The organism is Microbacterium sp. KRD172, from assembly GCF_017168295.1.
Lineage (GTDB): Bacteria > Actinomycetota > Actinomycetes > Actinomycetales > Microbacteriaceae > Microbacterium > Microbacterium profundi.
Genome location: NZ_JABFAS010000002.1, coordinates 636,569 through 659,572, shown reverse-complemented (window position 1 = coordinate 659,572; position 23,004 = coordinate 636,569). Strand labels below are relative to the sequence as shown.

The window sequence follows — 23,004 nt, the reverse complement described above, 5'->3', positions numbered from 1 at the left end:
TCGTCAGCGGGCCGCGCGGCCGGCCTTGAAGTCGGCCACGGTGTCCTGGGTCACGATCTCGACCGGGAAGTAGACCGTCTTCGTGTCGGCGTCGGAGTATCCGGCGTCCTCGCCCTTCAGCAGTGCGAGCGCGGTCTTGACCGCCGCCTTGCCCTGACCGTAGGGGTCCTGTGCGACGGTAGCCGACATCAGGCCGTTCTCGATCAGGCCGAGTGCGTCGTCGTTGCCGTCGAAGCCGATCAGCGTGAAGCCGTCCGCGACGGACTTGCCGGCCGTCTCGAGGGCGCGCTGCGCGCCGACCGCCGAGGCGTCGTTGGCCGCGTAGATGATGTCGAGATCGGGGTTGGCCGAGAGCATGTCCTGTGCTGCGGCGTATCCACCGTCGACGGTGTCCGAGCCGTCCAGGCTGGCGACGACCTCGAAGCGGTCGTCCTTGGCGATCGCCTCCTTGAAGCCGTTCACCCGCTCCTCGCCCACGACCGAACCCGCGTGCAGTTCGATCACGCCGACCTTCTTGGCGTCGGTGGAGTCACCCGCCTGATCGATGACGTACTGAGCCGCGAGCTCACCGCCGTTGTAGTTGTTCGAGAGGATGTAGGCGTCGTAGTCGCCCGCCGTGCCGATGTCGGCGATCACGACGGGGATGCGCGCGTCGTGCGCCGCATCGATCGTCGCAGGCAGTGCGGAGGGCTGGACCGGCGTGATGATCAGTGCCGAGATGCCCTGGTTGATCAGGTCGAGGCTGCCCGAGACCTGCTCCTGCTGCGAGCTCTTCTGGTCGGCGATCAGGACCTCGATGCCGTTCTCCTCGGCGCCGGCCTTGACTCCGTCGGAGTAGGCCTGCCAGTAGGGGTTCTGCAGGTCGTAGACCGAGTATCCGATCGTGAGCGGATCCTTCGCCTCGAACTGCACCGTGTCACCGCTGGACTTGCCGTCCGTGGGTTCATCGGCGCCGGACGCGCAGCCCGCCAGGGCGAGCAGCGGGATCACGGCAAGGGCGAGTAGTGACTTGCGACGCATGGTGTCTCCTTCGACTTTCTGTTTGTTGTGTGATGCGGGGAAATCAGCTGAATGACGTGCTCAGACGACCGGAGTTGGCCGTCTCGGACACGAAGGCGTTGTCGTGGATCCCGGCCCAGTCCGGCAGCGGAGCGGTGGTGCCCTCGGCGGCCTCGGTGGGCTCGTGGCTGTACGTCGACACCTCGCGCACGACCAGCGGCACGGTGGAGTCGGCCGGGCAGCGGAAAGCGTGCAGGTGCTTGCGGTGCATGACGAGCTTGGGGTCGCCCGCCCGCAGGCGCACATAGCTCGTCAGGCCCGCGTAGGACTCCTCACGACCGGCCGGCAGCGCCACGCCCTCGGGCCAGGCACCGCCCGCGGGCATGCCCGAGAAGGCGAGCACCTCGGGGTCGTGCGGGTCGGCGACGGGCACGGGGCCGTAGAAGACCTCCATCTCGCCGAGGACGACCTCGTAGCTCTCGGTCTTGCGACGGTGGTAGTGCGGTGGGCAGAACTTGCCCGGGTGCACGATCATGAGCTTGTCGCACAGCCCCGAGAAATCGGAGTAGGCGGCCGCCCCGGCGGGGAGTCCGTCGACGGCTGGCTCATTGAGCGACTCGAAGATGATCATCGCCTCGTACGGCTCGCGCGACCACAGGCCGTTCTCGAAGGCAGCGTACTGGTCGTCGCCGAAGACGATGCCGGCGGAGTCGTTGACCATGTCCTCGGTGATCGGATAACGCAGCGCACGGCCCAGAGCCGCGGCCTCGCGAACCCACTCGTCGTACTCGCGTCGTGTGATCGACGTCCTCGTCATTGGTCCTCCGCTGTATCGGCGATGATGTGATGAACCGGTTCAAATTTGAACCGGTTTAATCTTGTATCGACTCCTCGCGGAAGTCAAGCCTGAGGAGCGGCGGACGAGCGATCGATGTCCTCCCGTGACCGAATCGGTCATCGGGCGCCGGCCGGAGAGGCTCAGGGCCGGGGCGCAGGACCCGACGACTGGCGCACGACCAGCTGCGGCGAGAGAAGGGCGCGCTCGCCCGTCATCCGCCTGCTTCCGCTCCCCCGCAGCAGCATCTCCGCAGCCACCACACCGACCTCGAACGACGGCTGGCGCACGGTGGTCAGCGCAGGCCGGAGGGCTTCGACGAACTCGACGTCGTCGTAGCCGACCAGGGAGACGTCACCGGGCACGTCCAGACCGCGTCGCTGCGCAGACAGCAGCACGCCGAGCGCGAGCAGGTCGTTCGCACAGAGCACGGCCGTCGGCCGGGCGCTGTCCCACAGCTCGTCCGCCGCGCGCAGACCCTCGGCCGAGGTGAGGTCGGACACCTCGACGTCGATGAGCACCTCGTCGGGATCCAGACCTGCTTCGCGGATGCCGCGCAGCACCCCGACCCGGCGTTCTGCGCACCAGGGGACGCTGCCCAGCCCGTTGATGAAGCAGATCGATCGATGCCCCATCGTCAGCAGGTGGGTGACGGCCTGATGGGCGCCGTCGACGTTGTCCAGGCTGATTCCCGCCCCCACGCCGGAGTCGCTGTCGAGCGCGACCACCCCGAGGTGCCGGTCGGCGAAGCCCTCCCAGGAGCGCCCGGCGTCGATCGGGGCGACCAGAAGTCCGTCCACGCCCTGACGGGCCAATCCGTGCAGCAGCCGCTCCTGACGCTGCGGGCTCTGGCGGGTCGAGCCCACGATCAGTGCGAGGTCGCGGTCCTCCAGCACCGATTCGACCCCGCGCAGCACAGCCGCCCAATACGGGTTGCCGACGTCGGGCACCACGACGCCCACGAGCCCGCTTCGTCGGCTGCGCAGCTGCCCGGCCGCGCGGGATCCGACGAAGCCCAATTCACTGATGGCGCTCTCCACGCGCGAGCGGGTGCGCTCGCCCACCTTGTCGGGGCTGTTCAGCACGTTGGAGACCGTGCCGAGCGATACGCCGGCTCGGCGCGCGACATCGCGCACCCCCACGACGCGAGGATGCTCGTCGCCGCCGTCCACGGCGGCGTCGGCCTGTCTCTCCACGTCGCTCATCCTGCTTCCGCCCTCGTCTCGCGCTGGATGCGCTCGCTCAACTCTAGCCAGAGATGAACCGGTTCATGATGTGGGGGGCACCCGCGGCGGCGCCACGGAGTCCCGCGCCACGAACACCGGCGCGGGAGCGCCGGGCTCCACTGCCGGGTTTCCGCCCACGATGGAGGCCACCGCGCGGCGCGCGAGCTCCTCGAAGTCCTGACGGACCGTGCTCAGCTTGGGCCAGGAGTACGCCGCGTCGGGGATGTCGTCGAAGCCGACGACGCTGACCTCTCCCGGCACGGCGACGCCGGCCTCGTGCAGCCCGCCGAGCAGCCCGAGCGCCATCTGGTCGTTCGCCGAGAACACCGCCGTGGCTCCCGACGCCCGCACGACCTCGACCGCCTCGTAGCCGGACCTGGCCGTCCAGTCGCCCGCGATCGTCGCGACGGCCCGCAGACCGCGAGCGGCGAGTTCGGCCGTGAAGCCCCTCGCCCGAGACTCCGCCTCGAGCCAGTCCGCCGGCCCCGCGAGGTGGGCGATGCGCACGTGGCCGGCATCCGCCAGCGCCGCGGCGGCCAGTCGGGCGCCCGCAGCCTGATCGATCGACAATCCGCGCGGCCCGTGTCCTGCGGAATGCAGGGTCAGGATCGGGATCCCGATGCTCAACGCGTCCAGCGCCCGCAGGGTGCGCGCATGCGGGGCGACCACCACGATGCCGTCCACGCCCTGAGCGGCGAGATGCTCCACCGCCGCGGCCACGGCATCCGAGTCCCCCGACTCGGCGAACGCGGCGCTCACCCAGTAACCGGCCTCGCGCGCCGACGCCTCGAGCGCCGCGATGCTGCGAGAGGGTCCGTAGAGCAGCGCGTCCGATGCCAGCACGCCGATCGTGCGCGAACGCTTCGTTCCGAACGCGCGGGCGACGTTGTTCATCCGATAACCGAGTTCGTGCACGGCGGCCAGCACGCGCTCGCGCGTCTCGGGGGCGACATCGGGGTGCTCGTTGAGCACTCGCGACACGGTCTGCCGCGATACCCCTGCGTGCGCCGCGACCTCGCGTACGCCGACTGCGCGCATCCGCTCCGCTCCCGTCCCCGTCATCGTTCCCGAGTGTACGGCCCGCCCGGCGGACGCGAGGCTCACCGTCACGGATGGAAAGTGCGGGTTCCGGCGGCCCCGCACCGACCTTTCCATCCTCGTGGCACCGCCGCCGGCGTCCAGCGCGGCCGGTGTCCAGCGCGGCCGGCGTCCAGCGCGGCCGGTGTCCAGCGCGGCGCCGACGCCGCGGGGCTATTCCTTCTTGCGGGTCACGGCCCGCTGCAGCAGCACGAAGACCAGCAGGATGCCGCCAGTGATGATCGTGGTCATCTCGGGCGGGATGCCGCCGTCACGGGTGATCAGCACGTTCATCAACCCGAGCACCAGGGCTCCGATCACGGAGCCGAGCACGTAACCGTAGGCGCCGGTGAGCACCGTGCCGCCGATCACGGCCGCGGCGATCGCGTCGAGCTCCCAGCCGATGCCGGTGATGTTCTGCGCCGTGCCGAGCCGCGAGGTGTACAGCACGGCGGCCACACCGGAGAGCGCACCGCTGATCACGTAGACCAGCACCTTCGTGCGCTGCACGGGAAGTCCCATCAGCAGGGCCGAGTTCTCGGATCCGCCGATCGCGTACACCGTGCGCCCGGTGCGGGTGCGGTGCAGCACGAAGAACGCGGCGAGCACCACGAGCACGGCGATGATCACGGCCGGAGTGATGGTGAGGTCGTTGACCTTCGGCCCATCGACGAGCTTGATCTTGTCGCTGATCCAGCGGATCGGCGACTCTTCAGGCAGCCGCTCGGGCTTGGTGCTCAGCAGCGAGGCGAGACCGCGCCCGAGGAACATCATCGCGAGTGTCGCGATGAAGGGTTGCACGTTGAAGTACCGGATCAGGATGCCGGAGACGAGACCGAACAGGGCACCGAAACCGATCATCGCGACGACGACGATCAGCGGATGCCATCCGGCGTTCGCCAGCATGACACCGGCGACCGAGGAGAAGGCGATGATCGATCCGACGGAGAGGTCGATCCCGCCCGTGATGATCACGAACGTGAGCGCCACGGCGAGCACGATGAGGTGCGTGTTGTTGATCAGCAGGTTCGACATCGTGCTGGCCTGCACGATGCGGCCGTAAGCCGTCTCGCCGTAGACGATCATGCCGACGAAGATGACCACCGAGGCGATCGTCGGCAGCACCGACGGGTTGGCCGTGATCAGACGACGGATGCGGTCGATCGGCCCGGGCGCCGCGGTGACGGCGGGTGCTGCAGTCGCGAGGCTCATGCCGTCACCTCCTCTTTCGCGGTCTCGGCTTTCGGGGCGGCGACCGCCTTCTTGCGTCCCTGGAACCAGTTGCGCACCCGCTCGGACTGCAGCAGGCAGATCACGATGATCACGATGGCCTTGAACGCGGGAGTCGCCGACGAGGAGATGCCCAGGTACAGCACGGTCTTGTCGAGCGTGGCGATCAGCAGCGCACCGACGAAGGCACCGGAGAGCGAGAACTTGCCACCCATCAGCGAGGCCCCGCCGATCACGACCGCGAGGATCGCATCGAGTTCGAGCTGATAGCCGGTGCGGGAGATGTCGACGGTCATCACACTGCCGACCGACATGATGCCGGCGACGCCGGCCAGCACTCCGCTGAGGATGTACGCGGTCAACAGCAGTCCCTTGGGCTTGATGCCGGCCATCCGGCTGGCCTTCGGGTTGATGCCGATCGCCTCGATCATCAGCCCGAGCGCACTGCGGCGCACCACCCAGCCGACGGCCAGGACGATCAGCAGGGCCAGGATGAACACCACCGGGATGCCGATGACGTAGCCGTTCGCGATCCAGCGGTACGGGTCGTTGGAGGCGGCCGTGTTCTGCCCGCCGGTGATGACCTTGGCGATACCGCGGCCGGCGAGCATGAGCACGAGCGTGGCGATGAACGGCTGCAGCCCGACATAGGCGACCAGGATGCCGTTGACCGCACCGAGGATGCCGGTGACCAGCAGCGACAGCCCGACCGCGGCGAGCGCGACGCCGACCGAGGACGAGTCGCCGACGTTCTTGAGGAACTCCATCGAGACGGCCCCGGCGACGGCCATGAGCGACCCGACCGAGAGGTCGATGCCGGCCGTGGCGATCACCAGCGACATCCCGATCGCGATCATCATGATGGGAGCGGCCTGGCGCAGGATGTCGATCAGGTTGCCGACCAGGTTGCCGTTGTTCGGGTTGATCGTGATCGCCAGGTAGGTCGGGTCCTTCAGCACGTTCAGGGCGAGCAGCGCGAGGATGGCGACGACGCCCCAGAAGAACGGCTTGCGAGCCAGGTCGCGCCAGAAGGATGTGGTGGTCGCGGCGGTCATCGCGCCTCCTGCTCTGCGGTCGTGACGGCGTCTGCGGTCGGGGCCGCGTCTGCGCTTGTTCGGGCGTCGGGGCCCGTCTCGGCGATGGTATCGGGCAGTGCGCCCTCCGTGTCGCCGAGGTCGTCTGCGGCGGCATCCGTTCCGTGCGCGGCGATGACGTCGACGATCTCCTGGGCGGTGACGCCGGGGCCGTTCTGGATCTCGCCGATCTTGCGGTGGTCCTTGAGCACGACGATCCGCTCCGAGAGGCGCACGACCTCCTCGAGCTCGGAGGAGACGAACACGACGGCGACGCCCTCCTCGGCGAGCTCGGCGACGGCCTCCTGGATCTCGGCCTTCGCGCCGACGTCGATGCCGCGGGTGGGCTCGTCGAGGATGAGCAGCTCCGGCTTGGTGGCCAGCCAGCGCCCCAGCAGCACCTTCTGCTGGTTTCCGCCGGAGAGGTTTTTGATCATCCGGTTCGGATCGGCCGGGCGCACGTTGAGTTCGGTGATGTACTTCTCGACGATGGCATCCTGCTCCTTGCGCGGAATGGGTCTCGCCCAACCGCGCTCGGCCTGCACGGCCAGCACGATGTTCTCGCGCACGGTGAGATCGCCGATGATCCCCTCGTCGCGGCGGTTCTCGGTCGAGAAGGCGATGCGTTTGGCGAGCCCGTCGGCGGGCGATTTGATCTCGGTCCGGCGGCCGTTCAGCAGGATCGTCCCCGTCTCGGGTCGGTCGGCGCCGTAGAGCAGCCGGGCGAGCTCGGTGCGTCCCGAGCCGAGCAGGCCGGCGAAGCCGACCACCTCACCGGCGCGGATGTCGAGGTCGGTCGCCTCGACGGAGCCCCGACGGGCGATGCCGGATGCTGAGAGCAGCGGTGCTTCATCGGCGGACCGCGGCGCGGTGCGGCGGTTGCCCCCGAGCGACTTCAGCGCATCGAGGTCCTTGCCGATCATCTTCGAGATGAGGGCGTGACGGTCGAGGTCGCGGGTGAGGTACTCGCCCTCGTACCGTCCGTTGCGCAGCACCGTGAGACGGTCGCTGATCGCGTAGACCTGGTCGAGGAAGTGCGAGACGAAGAGGATCGCCACGCCCTGATCGCGCAGGGAGCGCATGACGGCGAACAGCCCCTCGACCTCTGCCGCGTCCAGGCTGGAGGTCGGCTCGTCGAGGATGAGCACCTTGGCCTCGATCGCCATCGCGCGACTGATGGCGACGAGCTGCTGCAGGGCGATCGAGAGGGTGGAGAGGGACTTGTGGGTGTCGAGGTGCTCCAGCCCGAGTCGGGCGAGCGCCTCGGTGGCGGCGCGGTGGGTGGCACGCCAGTTGACGCCGAAGAGACCGCGGATCTCGTGCCCGAGCATCACGTTCTCCCCGATGGAGAGGTTCGGGGCGAGGTTGACCTCCTGGTAGACCGTCGAGATGCCGGCCTCCTGCGCGTCGCCGGTGCCGCTGAAGCTGCGCTCCTGTCCGAGGACCGCGATCGAACCCGAGTCGATCCCGTAGACGCCGGTGAGCGCTTTGATGAGAGTGGACTTGCCGGCCCCGTTCTCACCCATCAGAGCGTGAACCTCGCCCGGGAACAGACGGAAGTCGACGCCGTCGAGCGCTTTCACGCCGGGGAACTCGATCGAGATCCCGTGCATCTGCACGATGGGCAGTTCTTCGGTCATCGACGTCTCTCTCGTTTCGGGCACGCTCGTCTGCGGCAGACGGATGCCGGGTGGCGCGCTGGGCGCCACCCGGCAGTCGTTCAGTACTTGCGGTCCGGCAGCGCGGTCTTGGCTGCGTCGGCCGAGTCGAAGGCCAGGCTCGGAACGATGATGTACGAGTCGACCTTGTCGCCCGCGAGGGCCTTCTTCACGACGTCGAGAGCGGTCTCGCCGAACAGCGGGTTGTACTCGTGCACATAGCTGAGCTTGCCGTCGGCGAGCGCCTGGATGGCGTTCTTGGTGCCGTCGATCGTGGCGATCTTGATGTCGGTTCCGACCGTGAGCCCGGCTTCTTCAGCGGCCTGCGCGGCGCCGAGACCCATCTCGTCGTTCTGAGCGAACACGAACTGGATGTCATTGTTGTTCGCCTTGAGCATGGTCTCCAGAACGCTCTTGCCCTCTTCCGTCGACCAGTTGGCGGTCTGCGCGTCGACCTTGGTCAGCGCGGAGTCGCCGAGGCCCTCTTCGAAGCCCTTGTTGCGCTCGTTGACGACCCCGACGCCGGCGGGACCCTCGAGCACGACGTAGTTGCCGCCCTCGGGGAAGGTGGTCGCCGCCCACTCGCCGACCTCCTTCGCGACCTCGACGTTGTCGGGCGCGATGCGGGTCACGTACAGGCTGTCATCATCGGGCTCGATACCGCGGTCGAGCAGGATCACCGGGATCTCGGCCTCCTGGGCGAGCTTGAGCGAGTCCTCCCAGCCGGTGGCCTCGGTGGCCGACAGCAGGATCACGTCGACCTCCTGGTCGACGAAGGCGGTGAAGCTGTCGATCTGGGACTTCTGGTCGAGGTTCGCGGCGGGCGCGTAGCTGAGCTTGTACCCGGCATCCTCGGTGAATGTGTCCTTGATGTTCTGCTCGTTCGCCTGACGCCAGCCGCCCTCGGGACCCACGGCCACGAAACCGACGCTGATCAGGTCACCGGATGCGCCGGCGTCGCCGCCCTTGTCACCGGAGTCGCCGCTTGAGCACGCGGCGAGACCGAGTGCGAGTGCGCCGACGGCCACCAGGCCGAACGCCGTGCGGATGTGCTTCATTGCAGACATTGTTCTCCTCCTCGAGAGACCGGGGCGCTGCCCGGAACAGACCTGATGCAGTCCTTGCACGTCGGTCGCAGGACTCACGGGGTGGTGCGTCCTCCCGTAATGTTACCGGGAACAATCTACGGAACACAAGACTTGTCCTCAATGCCCGCAGGTTCCGTTACCCAAACGCTGTTACCGGGAACATTCCTGACTTACTCGGCATCCGAGTGCAGCTCCGCCGCGATCATCTCCACCACGGTGTCGACCGTGACCCCCGGGCCGTTGCTGAGCTCGCCGATCTTCTCGCGGTCCTTCAGCACCACGATGCGATCGCTGAGGCGCACCACCTCCTGCAGCTCCGACGAGATGAACACCACCGCGACGCCATCGCCCGCAAGTTGGCTGACGCGCTGCTGGATGTCGAGCTTGGCGGCGATGTCGATGCCCCTGGTCGGCTCGTCGAGGATCAGCACATGGGGCCGCACGGCGAGGGCGCGGGCGATCAGCACCTTCTGCTGCGTGCCGCCGGAGAGCTGCTCCACCGGACGGGAGAGGTCGGTCGGGTCGAGGTGCAGTGCGTCGACGTAGGTGTCGAGGATCGCCTCCTGCTCCGCCTGCGACACCGGCCGGGTCCAGCCCCGCAGCGCCTGCAGCGACAGCATGATGTTCTCTCGGGCGGTGAGCCCGGGGATGATCCCGTCCCGACGGCGGTTCTCGCTCGTCACGGCGATGCGGCGACGCAGCGCCGCGGAAGGAGAGCGCAGCGACACGCGTTCGCCATCGACCCACAGGTCGCCCCCGTCCGATCGTGTGGCACCGCCCATCAGCGACGCGAGCTCGGTGCGCCCGGAGCCGCGCAACCCGGCGAACCCGACGATCTCGCCTCGATGCACCTCGACCTCGGTGGGCGCCAGCTCGCCACGACGGCCGAGCCGCTCGGCGCGGAACACCGGCTCGCCCTCCGAGGTGTAGTGGTGCGCCTTGCGCTCCGAGCCCAGCGCGCGAAGGCTGTCGATGTCCTTGCCGAGCATCTGCGAGATCAGATCGGCGCGCTCCAGGTCACGGGTGGCGCTCTCGGCGACTTTGCGCCCGCCGCGCAGCACGGTCATCCGGTCGCTGATCGTGAACGCCTGCTCGAGGAAGTGCGAGATGAACAGGATCGCCACACCGCGATCGCGCAGGCTGCGGATCACCCGCATCAGAGTGGCGACCTCGGCCTGGTCCAGGCTGGAGGTCGGCTCGTCCAGCACCAGCACACGCGGGTCGTCCACGACGGAGCGCGCCAGCGCGACGAGCTGCTTCTGCGCGGGCGAGAGCCGCGACAGCGGCGTGCGCGGATCGAGGTCGTCCAGGCCGAGACGACCGAGGGCCTGCGCCGCGTCCGCTCGGGTGCGGCGCCAATCGATTCCGAGGCGTCCGCGGCGCTCGCGTCCGAGCATCACGTTCTCCGCCACGCTGAGGTTCGGACTCAGCTGCGCCTCCTGGAATACCGTCGCGATGCCGGCCGCCCGGCTCTCCGCCACACCCGAGAAGCTGCGCTCCTCGCCGTCGACGAGCATCCTGCCCGCCGAGGGACGGCACGTGCCGGTGATCACGCCGATCAGGGTCGACTTTCCCGCGCCGTTCTCGCCCATCAGCGCGTGCACCTCGCCGGGGAACAGCCGGAACCCGACGTCGTCGAGCGCACGGATGCCGGGGAACTCGACGACGATGCCGTCGAGTTCCACCAGCGGTGCGGCCGGCCGGACGGTCATCAGAGCGGCTCCCGCGGCGACGCGGTCGATGCGCGCACGACGATCTCGGTGGGGATGCGGGTGAACTGGGGGATCTCACGGCGCTCGATGGCCGCCCGCAGCATCTCCACGACCGCGCTGCCCAGGGCTTGGAAGTCCTGCCGGACGGTGGTCAGGGGCGGGAGGAAGTGCCTGGCCAGCGGCACATCGTCGAATCCGGTGACGCTGATGTCGCCCGGCACATCGAACCCCCGGTCGTGCAGGCCGTGGATCAGTCCGATCGCTGTGTCGTCGTTGGCCGCGAAGATCGCGGTGTACTCCGGCAGCCGTTTCAGACCCAGCGCGAAGTCGTAGGCGAAGTCGGCGGACCAGTCGCCGACGACGATCGGGCGCTCGCGGATGCCCCAGGATTTCGCCCTGGTGTGGAAGGCGCGTTCGCGCGCTCGCGCGTCGAGCCAGTCCAGCGGTCCGGACAGATGCAGGATGTCGCGATGCCCGAGGGCGACGAGGTGGTCGACGAGGAGCGTGGTCCCCTGGTGCTGGTCGATCGACACGGTGAGGAATGTCGGGTCGGCGTCGGCCTTGACGACGAGCATCGGCACGCTCATCGAGACCCGGCGCAGCGCGGCGATCGACGACGAGCGCGGCGCGACCATGCAGATCGCATCGACGCCCTGCGTGATGAGGCCGTCGACGGCATCCTGCGGGGTGAGCGAGTCGCCTTCGTGCAGGGCGACGGGCGACACCGAGTAGCCGGCCTCGCGCGCGGCGAGTTCGACGGCGCGCAGGATGCTGGTGGGTCCGAACGCGACCGCGCTCTCCACGATCACGCCGATGCGCTGGGTGCGCTGGGTGGCGAGGGCCCGCGCCACCAGGTTGGGGCGGTAGTCGAGCTCTTCGATGGCCTCCAGCACGCGGCGCCGGGTCTCGGGCTTGATGTTCGGGTGATCGTTCAGCACCCGCGACACGGTCATGTGCGAGACCCCCGCGATCGTCGCGACCTGACGGATGTTGGGCTTGTCGGATCCGACGTTCGCCATCTGCACCTCCATCGGTCGCGCGTCGCGCAATGTTACCGGGAAACCACGCGGCGCGCGCGGGTGGCCTCAGAGCCCGAGGCGCTCGAGGTACTCGTTCACGAACCGGCGCTCGGGGTCGTGCTGCGCGGCCAGCGCGGCGAAGTCGTCCCAGCGCGGATACCGGCTGCGCACCTCGGCGCCGTCGAGCGTGAAGACCTTGCCCCAGTGCGGGCGGGCGGATGCCGGAAGCGCCGCCTCCAGATCGGGCAGCAGCGCCCGCACGGCCTGCTCGTCCGGCCGCCAGGTGAAGTGCAGACCCACGGCATCGACGCCGTGCGCCATGCTCAGCCAGAGGTCATCCGCCCGCACCGTGCGGATCTCGTTGACCAGCAGCAGCGGGGCGATGCGGCCCGCGAGCGAGCGGATCGCCTCGATCGCGGCGACGGCATCCGCTCTGGCCACCAGGTATTCGCTCTGGATCTCGGCGCCCGCCGATGGCGTGAACTCCAGGCGGAAGTGCGGCAGACGCTGGAACCACTCCCCGGGCACCCCGCCCTGCTCGGTGCAGGCCTCGGGGTCGACGCCGAGGATCGGATGCCGTTTGCCATCGGCCGGTGCCGCACCCAGCGCATCCGCCAGCGCCGCGCGCTCCGCCCGGAGGTCGTCGGGCTGGCGCTGCTTGATCCAGAGCTGGTCGGCGGCATCCGTGCGCTGCCAGGTGGAGAAGATGCTCACGCTCGTGCCGGCGCCGGTGACCGCGTCGAGGTCGGCGAGGAGCGCATCCCAGCCCGGATGCTCGTAGACGTGCTGCGCGACGGAATAGGTGGGCTCGACGTCGAGCGTGATGTCGAGCACGGCGCCGAGCGCGCCGAGGCCGACGACGGCGCCGTCGAAGCCGGCATCCCCGCGCCGCAGCATGCGGATCTCACCGGACGCCGTCAGCAGGGTGAGTGCGCGGACGGCGCTCGCGAGCGAGCCGATCGCGTCGCCGGAGCCGTGCGTTCCGGTGGCCACCGCGCCGGCGACCGAGATGTGCGGCAGCGAGGCCAGGTTCGCCAGTGCGAGGCCCTGCTCCTCGATCACCGGCGCGATGTCGCCGTAGCGCAGCGCGCCGCTCACGCGCACGGCGTCCCGCTGCGCGCCGACCTCGATGACCGTCGGCATCCGGTCCAGTGCGATGTGAGTGCCTGCCGTGTCGGCGATGTCGTTGAAGCAGTGCCGCGTGCCGAGCATGCGCACCGGCCCACCGGCGCCGATCGCGTCGCGCAGCTCATCGACCGAAGCCGGATGCGCCACCGCTGCCGCACGGTACGCGAGATTGCCGGCCCAGTTGCGCTCGATGCCCATGCGGCCATGATGCCACCGTCTCACCGAACCGAATTCACGATGTCGTGATCGATTCACGATGTAATAGGAGGGCTGATCACCGCCGTTCACAGCCGATATCCGGGAGCGTCATGTCTCAGGCCCGCATCACCATCGACCGCGACTTCACCGTCGGCGACGTGCCCCGACGCCTGTTCGGGTCGTTCGTCGAGCACATGGGACGCTGCGTGTACACCGGCATCTTCGAGCCGGGGCACCCCCAGGCCGACGCTCGCGGCTTCCGCCGAGACGTGCTCGCCCTGGTGCGCGAGATGGGACCCACCGTCGTGCGCTACCCGGGTGGCAACTTCGTGTCGGGCTACCGCTGGGAGGACGGTGTCGGACCGGCAGCGGATCGTCCGGTGCGCATCGACGGCGCCTGGCACACCGTCGAGACCAACGCGTTCGGCCTGCACGAGTTCATGGACTGGGCGCGCGAGGCGGACGTCGAGGTGATGGAGGCGATCAACCTGGGCACCCGAGGCGTGGAGGAGGCCCGGGCGCTGGTCGAGTACGCCAACCACCCCGGGGGCACGTACTGGTCGGATCTGCGGCGCAGCAACGGCTCCGCCGACCCGTTCGACATCAAGCTCTGGTGCCTGGGCAACGAACTCGACGGGCCCTGGCAGATCGGCCACAAGACCGCCCACGAGTACGGGCGGCTGGCGCAGGAGACGGCGAAGGCCATGCGACTCGTCGACGACTCGATCGAGCTGGTCGCGGTCGGTTCGTCTGGTCGGGGGATGCCAACGTTCGGCACCTGGGAGCACACGGTGCTCACGCACGCGTACGACGAGGTCGATTACATCTCGATGCACGCGTACTACCAGGAGCACGACGGCGACGCCGAGTCGTTCCTCGCCGAGGCCGTGGAGATGGATGCCTTCATCGAGGGCGTCGTCGCGACGATCGATGCCGTGAAGGCCGCGGGCAAGCACACCAAGCAGGTCGACATCTCGTTCGACGAGTGGAACGTCTGGTACCAGTCGGGGCTCGATACCGAGGACCAGCCGCACCAGGTGTCGAAGTCGTGGCGCACGCACCCGCGCCTCATCGAGGACACGTATTCGGTGACGGATGCCGTCGTCGTCGGCACGTTCCTCAACAGCCTGCTGCGCCACGGCGACCGGGTGCGGATCGCCAATCAGGCGCAGCTCGTCAATGTCATCGCCCCGATCCGCTCCGAGGAGGGCGGGGCCGCCTGGCGGCAGTCGACGTTCTGGCCCTTCGAGCGGATGGCCCGCCTCGCCCGCGGGCAGATCCTGCGTCTCGCCGTTTCGTCATCGCAGATCAGCACCAAGAGATACGGCGATGTGGATGCCGTCGACGCGGCCGCGACGTGGGACGAGGAGACCGGCCGACTGGTCGTGTTCGTCGCGAACCGCTCGCTGGAGGAGTCGAACGACCTCACCGTCGATCTGCGCGGGCTGGGCAACCTTCGGGTCAAGAACGCCGAGACGCTGACGATCCCCGAAGACGGCGACCGATTCACCGCGAATCTCGAGAGCGCCCCCGACTCCGTACGGATGGTGCCGCTGCCCGGCGCCGAGATCGTCGACGGGGCGGTGCGGGCGAGCCTGCCGCCGCTGTCGTGGTCGGTGATCGAGCTGGAGGTCGCGCGGTCCTGAACCGCTCGTCCAGGTCGCGGTTCTGTCGTTGTCCGTGCGGGGTAACGGCGCAACCGCGACCTGAGAGTTAACCTCGGGTGCATGGGACTGTTCCGAAATGATCCGCAACGAGTGCGACTCGAGTCGCAGGACGTCGAGCTGAAAGCGACTCGCGCGCCGTGGAGCCTCTGGGCAGACGGGTTCGGCAAGCTCGGCATCCGCGCGATTCAGATCATCGTCGTGGTCGCTGTCGTGGCCGGGATCATCTTCGCGTTCCAGCAGCTCACGCTCGTCACGATCCCGCTGATGATCGCTCTGATCCTCGCCTGTGCCTTCAATCCCGTGATGGGTTGGATGCGGCATCGCGGTGTGCCGTCGCTGCCGGCGACCGTGATCACCCTGCTCGGGATCGTCGTGATCCTGGGCGCGCTCGGCTGGCTGATCGTGTGGGCCGTTCTCGATCAGTGGGACGATCTCTACTCCCAGGCGGAGGAAGGCTTCCAGCGTCTGCTCGCCTGGTTGCAGACACTGCCGTTCGACTTCCTGCAGCCCGAGCAGATCGACGAGTGGGTCGACACACTCACCGAGTTCGTCACGAGCGCACAGTTCGGCTCCGGCGCGATCGCCGGCGTCAGCGCCGTCGCCAGCTTCGTGACCGGCCTCGTGCTGATGGTGACGATCCTGTTCTTCTTCCTAAAGGATGGCCCGCGGATGTGGGAGTTCCTGCTCCGCCCGTTCCGCGGTCAGGGCTATGTTCGAGCTCGCCGGATCGGAGACAAGACGGTCAGCACGCTCGGTTCGTATGTGCGCGGCACCGCCACTGTTGCGGCAGTGGACGCGATCGGCATCCTCATCGGCCTGCTCATCCTGCAGGTTCCTCTCGCCATCCCGCTCGCCGTGCTGGTCTTCCTCCTCGCCTTCATCCCCATCGTCGGAGCGACCGTCGCCGGAATCCTCGCCGCCCTCGTGGCGCTGGTGGCCAACGGCTGGCTGAACGCCCTCATCGTGGTCGGCATCGTCGTGCTGGTCAACCAGCTGGAGGGAAACTTCCTGCAGCCGGTACTGATGGGACGATCGATGAAGCTGCACGCGTTCGTCATCCTCGTCGCCCTGACCGTCGGCACAGTGCTGGGCGGCATCGTGGGAGCCATTCTCGCCGTGCCGATCACAGCCGCACTGTGGGGCGTGATCCAGGTGTGGGACGGTCCCCATCTCCCTGCGCGCTGGGCGCGACCGAAGTTGTCCGAGAACACCTGACCAGAAGGGTCTCGACGTCAGAGCCGTTCGATAATGGTGGCATTCGCCATGCCGCCGCCCTCGCACATGGTCTGCAGTCCGTAGCGTCCGCCGGTCGCCTCGAGGTGATCGACGAGCGTGCCGAGCAGGCGCGTGCCGGAAGAGCCGAGCGCGTGCCCCAGCGCGATAGCGCCGCCGCGCGGATTCAGCTTCGCAGCATCCGCCCCCAGTTCCGCCGTCCACGCGAGGGGCACGGAGGCGAAGGCCTCGTTCACCTCGTACGCGTCGAGATCGGCCATCGTGAGACCTGCGCGCTCGAGGATGCGACGAGTGGCGGGGATCGGCCCGGTGAGCATCATCATCGGGTCGTCGCCCACGACGGAGAACGCATGGAACCGGGCGCGGGGGCGGAGCCCGAGCGCCTCAGCGCGCTCTGCGCTCATCAGCAGGGCGGCGGATGCGCCGTCCGTGAGCGGTGAGGAGTTGCCCGGCGTAATCTGCCATCCCAACTCCGGGAATCGCGCAGCGAGTGCGTCGGTACGGAACGCGGGCTGAAGTCCGGCGAGCTTCTCGGCGGTCGTCCCGGGGCGCACCGTCTCATCGGCTCGTGCGTCCGGCGCCTCGTCGACGGCGACGACCGTGCTGTCGAAGAATCCGTCCGCCCATGCCTGTGCGGCGCGACGGTGCGATTCGGCCGCGAAGGCGTCGAGCCGGTCACGGTCGAAGCCCCAGCGATGCGCGATGAGCTCTGCGGACACGCCCTGGTTCACCAGCCCTTCGGGGTAGCGGGCGCGCAGTCGTGGCGACATCGGAGATCCGCCCGCGGCGGACGACCCGAGCGGAACGCGGCTCATCGACTCCACGCCGCCGACCAAGACTGCGTCGTAGGCGCCGGCCATGATCCCCTGGGCTGCGATGTGCACGGCTTGCTGACTCGATCCGCACTGCCTGTCGATCGTCGCACCAGGGATGGATTCGTCGAATCCCGCGGCCAGCACCGCCTGTCTGGCGATGTTCATCGACTGGTCGCCGACCTGGCTCACACAGCCGAGGAGCACGTCATCGATCTGCCGTGACTCCAGGCCGTTGCGCTCGAGGATCACCTTCAAGACCCCTGCCGCGAGGTCGACCGGATGCACCTCGCTCAGTGCGCCGCCGGGTTTGCCGCGCCCCACCGGGGTGCGGACGACGTCGACCAGAACCGCTTCGCTGCGTTTGCTCATGCACCCCATTGTGCCCTGTGCGCAGCAGCCTCGGCGCGTGACGCAGCGAGCCGAAACCTGTCGGATCAGCAACAGGCACCTGCCGCTTCCGCTAGACTCGCCGCACACCTCGCCCGCATTGGCAGGGTTTCTCGGCCGGAATCTTGGCCGCTCGTCTTCACATTCGACTTGCGCTCAGGAGATCAATGCCCACGCTCACCGGCCGCCCCCTCGCGGCATCCGCCATTCTGCTCACTGCTCTCGTCGTCAGCGGGTGCTCCGCCAGTGCCCCAAGCACGGCAGCCGAAGATACCCCGAGCCCCGCTGCGGGTTCCGCCTACCCGCTGACGATCGACAACTGCGGCACCAGCGTCACCTTCGACGAAGCGCCCGAGGATGTCCTCGCGATCAAGTCGACCTCGATCGAGATGATGCTCGCGTTGGGCCTCGAAGATCACATGATCGGCACTGCGTTCTCGGACGGACCGCTTGCAGCAGCATGGGCGGGTCGCGGCGCCGAGATCCCGGTGATCTCCGATAAAGTTCCCGGCCAGGAAGCGACGCTCGAGCTCGAGCCCGACCTCGTCTACGCGGGATGGGAGTCCAACGTCACCGCCGACGGGGCCGGTGATCGCGAAGTGCTCGCCTCGCTCGGGGTGAACACGTTCGTGTCGCCGTCGGCCTGCCAGGAGCCCGATTATCAGCCCACCCCGCTGACCTTCGATGACGTCTTCGCCGAGATCGAGCAGGTCGGCGCGATATTCGATGCATCGGATGCCGCGGCCGACCTCGTCACCGATCTGCAAGGCCGACTCGAGGCAGTCACCCCCGATGATCGCGGGCTGACCGCTCTCTGGTTCAGCTCGGGCAGCGACACCCCGTTCGTCGGTGCCGGCATCGGCGCACCGCAGATGATGATGGATGCCGCGGGGCTCACCAACATCGCGGAAGACGTGGACGAGACCTGGTCAAGCCTGAGCTGGGAGGCCATCGTCGACGCGAACCCCGATGTCATCGTGCTGGTCGATTCTGCGTGGAGTTCAGCGGAGAAGAAGATCGGCATGCTTGAGACGAACCCGGCGACAGCCCAGCTACCGGCAGTCGTGAGTGGCCGATACCTGATCGTCCCCTTCCCCGCCGGCGAGGCCGGGGTCCGCAATGTCGAGGCCGTCGAGTCTCTGCTCACCCAGTTGGAGGCGATCGACCTGCCGTGACCGCCCTCACCTCGAATCAACCGGCAATCACGCCCGATAACGATCGGCGCGATCGCTCCGGCGCGCGTACCGGCGCGTGGACGGTCGCGCTGATCATCGCACTCGCCTTCTCCGTCGTGGTCAGCGTCACCCTCGGCCCGGCACAGATCTCAGCGAGCGAGGTGTGGGGCAGCATCCTGTCGCACCTGGGAATCGGGGAGTCGTCTCTGACGACGTTGCGCGACGGGATCATCTGGCAGCTGCGGATGCCGCGCGTGCTCGCCGCCGCCGCGGTCGGCGCCGGTCTCGCGATCTGCGGGGCGATCATGCAGGCGGTGCTGCGTAACCCGCTCGCGGACCCGTACCTGCTCGGCCTCTCCTCCGGCGCATCCTTCGGGGCTGTCCTGGTGATCGTGCTGGGGTTCTCGATCGCACTGCCTCTCGCCGCGTTCGGCGGTGCGCTGGGCGCGTTGGCGCTGACGCTCGTGATGGCCGGTGCGATCGGGCGCATGACCGCGTCGCGGACGATCCTCGCCGGCGTCGCCGTCTCTGCGGCGCTCGGAGCGCTGACCAGTCTGGTGATCTTCTGGAGCGCGACCGGCGACACCTACCGGGAGATCCTCGGGTGGTTGCTCGGGTCGCTCGCCGGGGTCACTTGGCCGATGGCGATCCTCGCGCTGGTGGCGATCGTGGTGGTGGGCGGGCCGCTGATACTCAGCGCAGGCGCACTGGATGCCTTCGCCTTCGGCGACCGCGCGGCAGCCTCCCTCGGCGTCTCGGTCGAACGGACCCGCTGGATCCTGCTCAGCGCCACGGCCCTGCTGACCGGGTGCCTGGTCGCGGTGAGCGGTTCGATCGGTTTCATCGGCCTGGTCGTCCCGCACGCCGTGCGCCTGATCGTCGGTGCACGACACCGCGTGCTGCTGCCGTTATCGGCGCTGACCGGCGCGGTCGTCCTCATCTGGGCCGACACACTGGCCCGCACGATCTTCGACCCGAGAGAGCTGCCCGTCGGCGTCGTCACTGCACTCATCGGCGCCCCGCTGTTCGGGCTCCTGCTGCTGCGCACCCGGAGGATCTCATGAGTCGCCCACCGCTGCGAACCGACGGCGTCTCATTCAGTCGTGGCGGTCGGATGCTGATCGACGGTATCGACTGCACTGTCGAGGCCGGATCCCTCACGGCGCTGGTGGGCCCGAACGGTGCGGGCAAGTCGACGCTGCTGCATCTGATCGCCGCCGCGGAGTCGCCGACGGCGGGCGCGATCGTACTCGGCGGGACGGATGCCCGCTCGATGCGGCGCCGCGCGCGGGCGCGCTACACCGCTCTCGTCGAGCAGCAGGCAGACACTGATCTCGATCTGAGCGTGCTCGACGTCGTCCTGCTCGGGCGCACGCCCCATCTCTCGATGCTCGGCGGGCCGGATCAGGCGGATGCCGAAATCGCCCGCGCGGCACTGGGTCGTGCCGGGGCGGAGGCGTTCTCAGAGCGGCGATTCCAGGAACTCTCCGGCGGCGAACGCCAGCGAGTGCTGCTGGCCCGCGCGCTCGCGCAGGAGCCGACACTGCTGCTCATGGACGAGCCGACCAATCACCTCGACATCCACTCGCAACTGCACACACTCGGGCTGATGCGCACGCTTGCCGATGACGGCATCGCGATCCTCGCGGCACTGCACGATCTCCCGCTCGCAGCCCGCTACGCCGACCAGGTCATCGTCGTCGATCATGGCCGGGTCATGGCATCCGGCGCGCCGGCCGAGATCCTCACTCCGGAGCTCATTCAGCTCGTCTACGGGGTGCGCGCGGATGTGCTGGCGCACCCGGTGGACGGCTCGCCATTGATCGCATTCTCGCCACTCGACACCGACCCGACCAACAGAGTCGTCAGGAGAAGCGGTGGTGATTACGTGATCGTCGCGGCCTCTGGACCCAATGTCGCAGATAGGCTCGAGAGAGCGCCCTGATCTTCTCGCAGACTGGAGTTTCCATGAGCACGCCTGCCACCAAGCCTGACCTCGGACGTCTCGGTTTCTGGCGGGGTGGTCCGCTCCTGACACCCGAGATCGCTGTCGCGGCAGAGCGCTTCGGCTATGGCACGGTCTGGATCGGTGGTTCTCCCGCCGCTGACCTCACGCTGGCAAGCGAGCTTCTGGATGCCACGTCCGAGTTGAAGGTGGCCACAGGCATCGTGAACATCTGGACCGCCCCGGCGGCGGAGGTCGCCGCATCGTTCCATCGCCTGGAGCAGTCGCACCCGGGAAGGTTCGTACTCGGCGTGGGTATCGGGCACCGCGAAGCCCAGGGTGACACCTATCAGAAACCGTACTCGGCGCTGGTCAGCTACCTGGACGTTCTCGACGCAGAAGGAGTACCCGCCGACCGCCGCATGATCTCAGCACTCGGACCGAAGACGCTGAAGCTCGCGGCCGCGCGCTCCGCGGGAACCCACCCGTATATGACGACGCCGACGCACACTCGGTTCGCGCGTGACATCATCGGCCCGGATGCACTGATCGCCGCGGAGCAGAGACTCGTTCCCGATCTCGATACGGACGCTGCGCGAGCGGTCGGCCGCAGCTTCCTGTCGCGGTACCTCGCCCTGGCGAACTACCGTCGCACGCTCGAGCAGCACGGTTTCACGGCATCCGATCTCGACGATGGCGCCACTGACGACGCGGTCGATGCGCTCACGCCACACGGCACGGCTGCCGGGCTGGCCGCGGTCGTGCAGGGTCAGCTCGATGCCGGAGCCGATCATGTCTGCGTGCAGTTGCTGCCGGCGCGAGAGGACCCGATCGGCACTCTGGAGCGACTCGCAGGTGAACTCGGCGTTGCACATGCACGATGACGCATCGGTGATGTCGTGCGGGAGCGCGGCGCGCGTATGGACGGTGATCGTGCCGGTCAAGAGCACCAGGCGCGGAAAGTCGCGGTTCGACGTCGCTGAAGGCGAGCGCGAGGCTCTCGCCCTGGCGCTGGCGACAGACACCGTACTCGCTGTGATGGCTTGCGACGCGGTGGGCGAGGTCATCGTCGTGACCGATGACGATGACCTGCCCCTGTGGCTGCCTGACACCGTGCGATTCGAGCCCGATCCGGATGCGGGGCTGAACGCGGCGATCGCCGTCGGCGCGGCAGCCGCATCATTCCAGTGGCGTGCGGCACTGCTCGGCGATCTGCCGGCGCTCACTCCTGACGATCTCGGCGAGGCGCTTCGCATGGCATGCGATGTGCCCCGCGGGGTGGTGGCGGATGCTGAGGGCGTCGGATCCACGCTGGTGACGGCGTCGGCGGGCCTCGCCTGGGAATCGATGTTCGGACCGGGATCGTTCGCGGCCCACCGGGGGATGGGATGCGTCGCGGTCGATGTCTCCGCCCAGTCGTCGCTGCGTCGCGACGTCGACACCGCGGCCGGTCTCGCCTATGCGGCCGAGCTAGGCCTCGGCGTGAATACCGCGGCGTGGCGCACCTCTTACCGCGCGGCCTGACGACGCTTCGACCCGTGCACCTCGCCGGCCCGCATCGCGTCCTCCGCGAGCGCGGCCGACGAGTCGAGGTCCCGCATCCACAACGGCCGGACGACCGCAGTGATACCGGCCGCATCGACGCTGGCCGCGAGCGCGGAATCCTCCTCGGCGATCAGCCACGCATCGAGTAATCCTCCGCCCGCGCGCGCTCCGTAGTGCGCCGCGATCGCCGCCGCGCTCGAATCGACACCGATCGCCGCCAGGCAGACATCGGCCATGCCTCTGACCACGCTGCCGGCGATGATCGGCGACGTTCCGACGATGGGCGCCGCGGTAGCGCGCAATGCGTCCCGGATGCCGGGAACGGCGAGGATGGGACCGATCGAGACGACGGGGTTCGACGGGGCGAGCAGCACCAGATCCGCCTCGGCAATGCTCTCGACCACACCGGGCGCAGGCGACGCCTCAGCGACCCCTGGGTTCTCGAATCTCACCGGCGCCAGGGCCGCCCGATGCCTCGTCCACCATTCCTGGAAGTGCATCGACCGCTCGATGGAGCCTTCGCGCACAGTCACGATCGTGTCGACCTCCGCGTCGGTCATGGGCAGGATCCGTGCCCCCAGTGGCCATCGCTTTGCCATCCGGCCGATCACTTCGCTGGGTGTCGCGCCGTCGCGCAACCAGCCGGTGCGGGCGAGGTGCAACCCCAGGTCCAGGTCACCGAGCGTGAACCACGGCCAGCCAGCGTCCCATTGGTGGAGCTCTGCACTGACGCGCTCCGATTCGCCCGCACGGCCCCACCCGCGTTCGGTGTCGTTGACGCCCGCGAGTGCGTAGACGAGGGAGTCGACGTCGGGTTGCAGCCGCACCCCGGTCAGCCACAGATCGTCGCCCGTGTTCGCAATGATGGTCAGGTTCGCATCCGCTCCCCTGCGTCGCAGCGCCTCGCGCATGCCCAGTGAGAACTTCGAACCGCCGACACCGCCGGCAAGCACCACCACTCGCGGAGCGTGGGTTTCGTTCACTGTGTCTCCAT

General features: G+C 68.5%; 20 protein-coding genes. 7 read left to right on the top strand and 13 right to left on the bottom strand.

Features of this window, described 5'->3' with window-relative positions:
* Positions 1-3: 3 nt before the first annotated feature.
* The 11 genes from J1M43_RS03445 to J1M43_RS03395 all read right to left on the bottom strand — a co-directional run bounded on the left by J1M43_RS03445 (position 4) and on the right by J1M43_RS03395 (position 13,243).
* Entirely contained in the window at positions 4-1,020 is a 1,017-nt protein-coding gene (locus tag J1M43_RS03445; RefSeq protein WP_206475788.1) for a substrate-binding domain-containing protein, read from the bottom strand.
* Positions 1,021-1,063: 43 nt separating this feature from the next.
* A complete protein-coding gene (locus tag J1M43_RS03440) occupies positions 1,064-1,816 on the bottom strand; it encodes a hypothetical protein (RefSeq protein WP_206475786.1) in 753 nt (250 codons plus the stop codon).
* A 161-nt stretch (positions 1,817-1,977) separates the two neighbouring features.
* Positions 1,978-3,039: a LacI family DNA-binding transcriptional regulator gene (locus J1M43_RS03435; protein ID WP_206475784.1), complete on the bottom strand. Its 1,062-nt coding sequence runs from the start codon at positions 3,037-3,039 to the stop codon at positions 1,978-1,980.
* Between the two features lie 63 nt (positions 3,040-3,102).
* Entirely contained in the window at positions 3,103-4,122 is a 1,020-nt protein-coding gene (locus tag J1M43_RS03430; RefSeq protein WP_241245181.1) for a LacI family DNA-binding transcriptional regulator, read from the bottom strand.
* Between the two features lie 189 nt (positions 4,123-4,311).
* Positions 4,312-5,349, bottom strand: a complete 1,038-nt coding sequence (locus J1M43_RS03425; protein ID WP_206475782.1) for an ABC transporter permease — start codon at positions 5,347-5,349, stop codon at positions 4,312-4,314.
* Complete coding sequence (locus J1M43_RS03420; RefSeq protein WP_206475780.1) at positions 5,346-6,422, bottom strand: ABC transporter permease; 1,077 nt, start codon at positions 6,420-6,422, stop codon at positions 5,346-5,348. The genes J1M43_RS03425 and J1M43_RS03420 overlap by 4 nt, the downstream gene beginning before the upstream one ends.
* Entirely contained in the window at positions 6,419-8,080 is a 1,662-nt protein-coding gene (locus J1M43_RS03415; RefSeq protein ID WP_206475778.1) for a sugar ABC transporter ATP-binding protein, read from the bottom strand. The genes J1M43_RS03420 and J1M43_RS03415 overlap by 4 nt, the downstream gene beginning before the upstream one ends.
* Before the next feature lie 80 nt (positions 8,081-8,160).
* Entirely contained in the window at positions 8,161-9,165 is a 1,005-nt protein-coding gene (locus J1M43_RS03410; RefSeq protein ID WP_206475776.1) for a substrate-binding domain-containing protein, read from the bottom strand.
* 191 nt (positions 9,166-9,356) lie between these two features.
* Positions 9,357-10,898, bottom strand: a complete 1,542-nt coding sequence (locus J1M43_RS03405; RefSeq protein ID WP_206475774.1) for a sugar ABC transporter ATP-binding protein — start codon at positions 10,896-10,898, stop codon at positions 9,357-9,359.
* The gene (locus tag J1M43_RS03400) at positions 10,898-11,917 is read right to left on the bottom strand and encodes a LacI family DNA-binding transcriptional regulator (RefSeq protein ID WP_206475772.1); all 1,020 of its coding nucleotides are present in this window, start codon (positions 11,915-11,917) and stop codon (positions 10,898-10,900) included. Before J1M43_RS03400 ends, J1M43_RS03405 begins: the two co-directional genes overlap by 1 nt.
* A 66-nt stretch (positions 11,918-11,983) precedes the next feature.
* On the bottom strand, positions 11,984-13,243 hold the full coding sequence (locus J1M43_RS03395; RefSeq protein WP_206475770.1) for a D-arabinono-1,4-lactone oxidase: 1,260 nt from the start codon (positions 13,241-13,243) through the stop codon (positions 11,984-11,986).
* Between the two features lie 110 nt (positions 13,244-13,353).
* On the opposite strand from J1M43_RS03395, the gene J1M43_RS03390 reads away from it, so the two are divergent.
* Complete coding sequence (locus J1M43_RS03390) at positions 13,354-14,889, top strand: alpha-N-arabinofuranosidase (protein WP_206475769.1); 1,536 nt, start codon at positions 13,354-13,356, stop codon at positions 14,887-14,889.
* An 81-nt stretch (positions 14,890-14,970) separates the two neighbouring features.
* Positions 14,971-16,125 (top strand): AI-2E family transporter, encoded by a 1,155-nt coding sequence (locus tag J1M43_RS03385; protein WP_206475768.1) that lies wholly within the window; start codon positions 14,971-14,973, stop codon positions 16,123-16,125.
* 17 nt (positions 16,126-16,142) lie between these two features.
* Here J1M43_RS03385 and J1M43_RS03380 read toward each other — a convergent pair whose 3' ends face one another.
* A complete protein-coding gene (locus tag J1M43_RS03380; RefSeq protein WP_241245180.1) occupies positions 16,143-17,327 on the bottom strand; it encodes a thiolase family protein in 1,185 nt (394 codons plus the stop codon).
* A gap of 185 nt (positions 17,328-17,512) precedes the next feature.
* Between J1M43_RS03380 and J1M43_RS03375 the strand changes: the two genes are divergently transcribed.
* Genes J1M43_RS03375 through cofC form a run of 5 tightly spaced genes read left to right on the top strand, consistent with a single transcriptional unit; the run spans position 17,513 to position 21,989 of the window.
* Positions 17,513-18,520 carry a putative F420-0 ABC transporter substrate-binding protein gene (locus tag J1M43_RS03375; RefSeq protein ID WP_206475764.1) on the top strand — a complete coding sequence of 336 codons (1,008 nt, stop codon included), beginning with the start codon at positions 17,513-17,515 and terminating at the stop codon, positions 18,518-18,520.
* Positions 18,517-19,584 (top strand): putative F420-0 ABC transporter permease subunit, encoded by a 1,068-nt coding sequence (locus J1M43_RS03370; protein WP_374058509.1) that lies wholly within the window; start codon positions 18,517-18,519, stop codon positions 19,582-19,584. Before J1M43_RS03375 ends, J1M43_RS03370 begins: the two co-directional genes overlap by 4 nt.
* A complete protein-coding gene (locus J1M43_RS03365; RefSeq protein ID WP_206475762.1) occupies positions 19,581-20,465 on the top strand; it encodes an ABC transporter ATP-binding protein in 885 nt (294 codons plus the stop codon). The genes J1M43_RS03370 and J1M43_RS03365 overlap by 4 nt, the downstream gene beginning before the upstream one ends.
* Positions 20,466-20,488: 23 nt before the next feature.
* On the top strand, positions 20,489-21,349 hold the full coding sequence (locus tag J1M43_RS03360) for a TIGR03620 family F420-dependent LLM class oxidoreductase (RefSeq protein ID WP_206475760.1): 861 nt from the start codon (positions 20,489-20,491) through the stop codon (positions 21,347-21,349).
* The gene (gene cofC / locus J1M43_RS03355; protein ID WP_241245179.1) at positions 21,339-21,989 is read left to right on the top strand and encodes a 2-phospho-L-lactate guanylyltransferase; all 651 of its coding nucleotides are present in this window, start codon (positions 21,339-21,341) and stop codon (positions 21,987-21,989) included. Before J1M43_RS03360 ends, cofC begins: the two co-directional genes overlap by 11 nt.
* On the opposite strand, the gene cofD is transcribed toward cofC, so the two are convergent.
* On the bottom strand, positions 21,974-22,993 hold the full coding sequence (cofD, locus tag J1M43_RS03350) for a 2-phospho-L-lactate transferase (RefSeq protein WP_307823224.1): 1,020 nt from the start codon (positions 22,991-22,993) through the stop codon (positions 21,974-21,976). The genes cofC and cofD overlap by 16 nt on opposite strands.
* Positions 22,994-23,004: the final 11 nt, after the last annotated feature.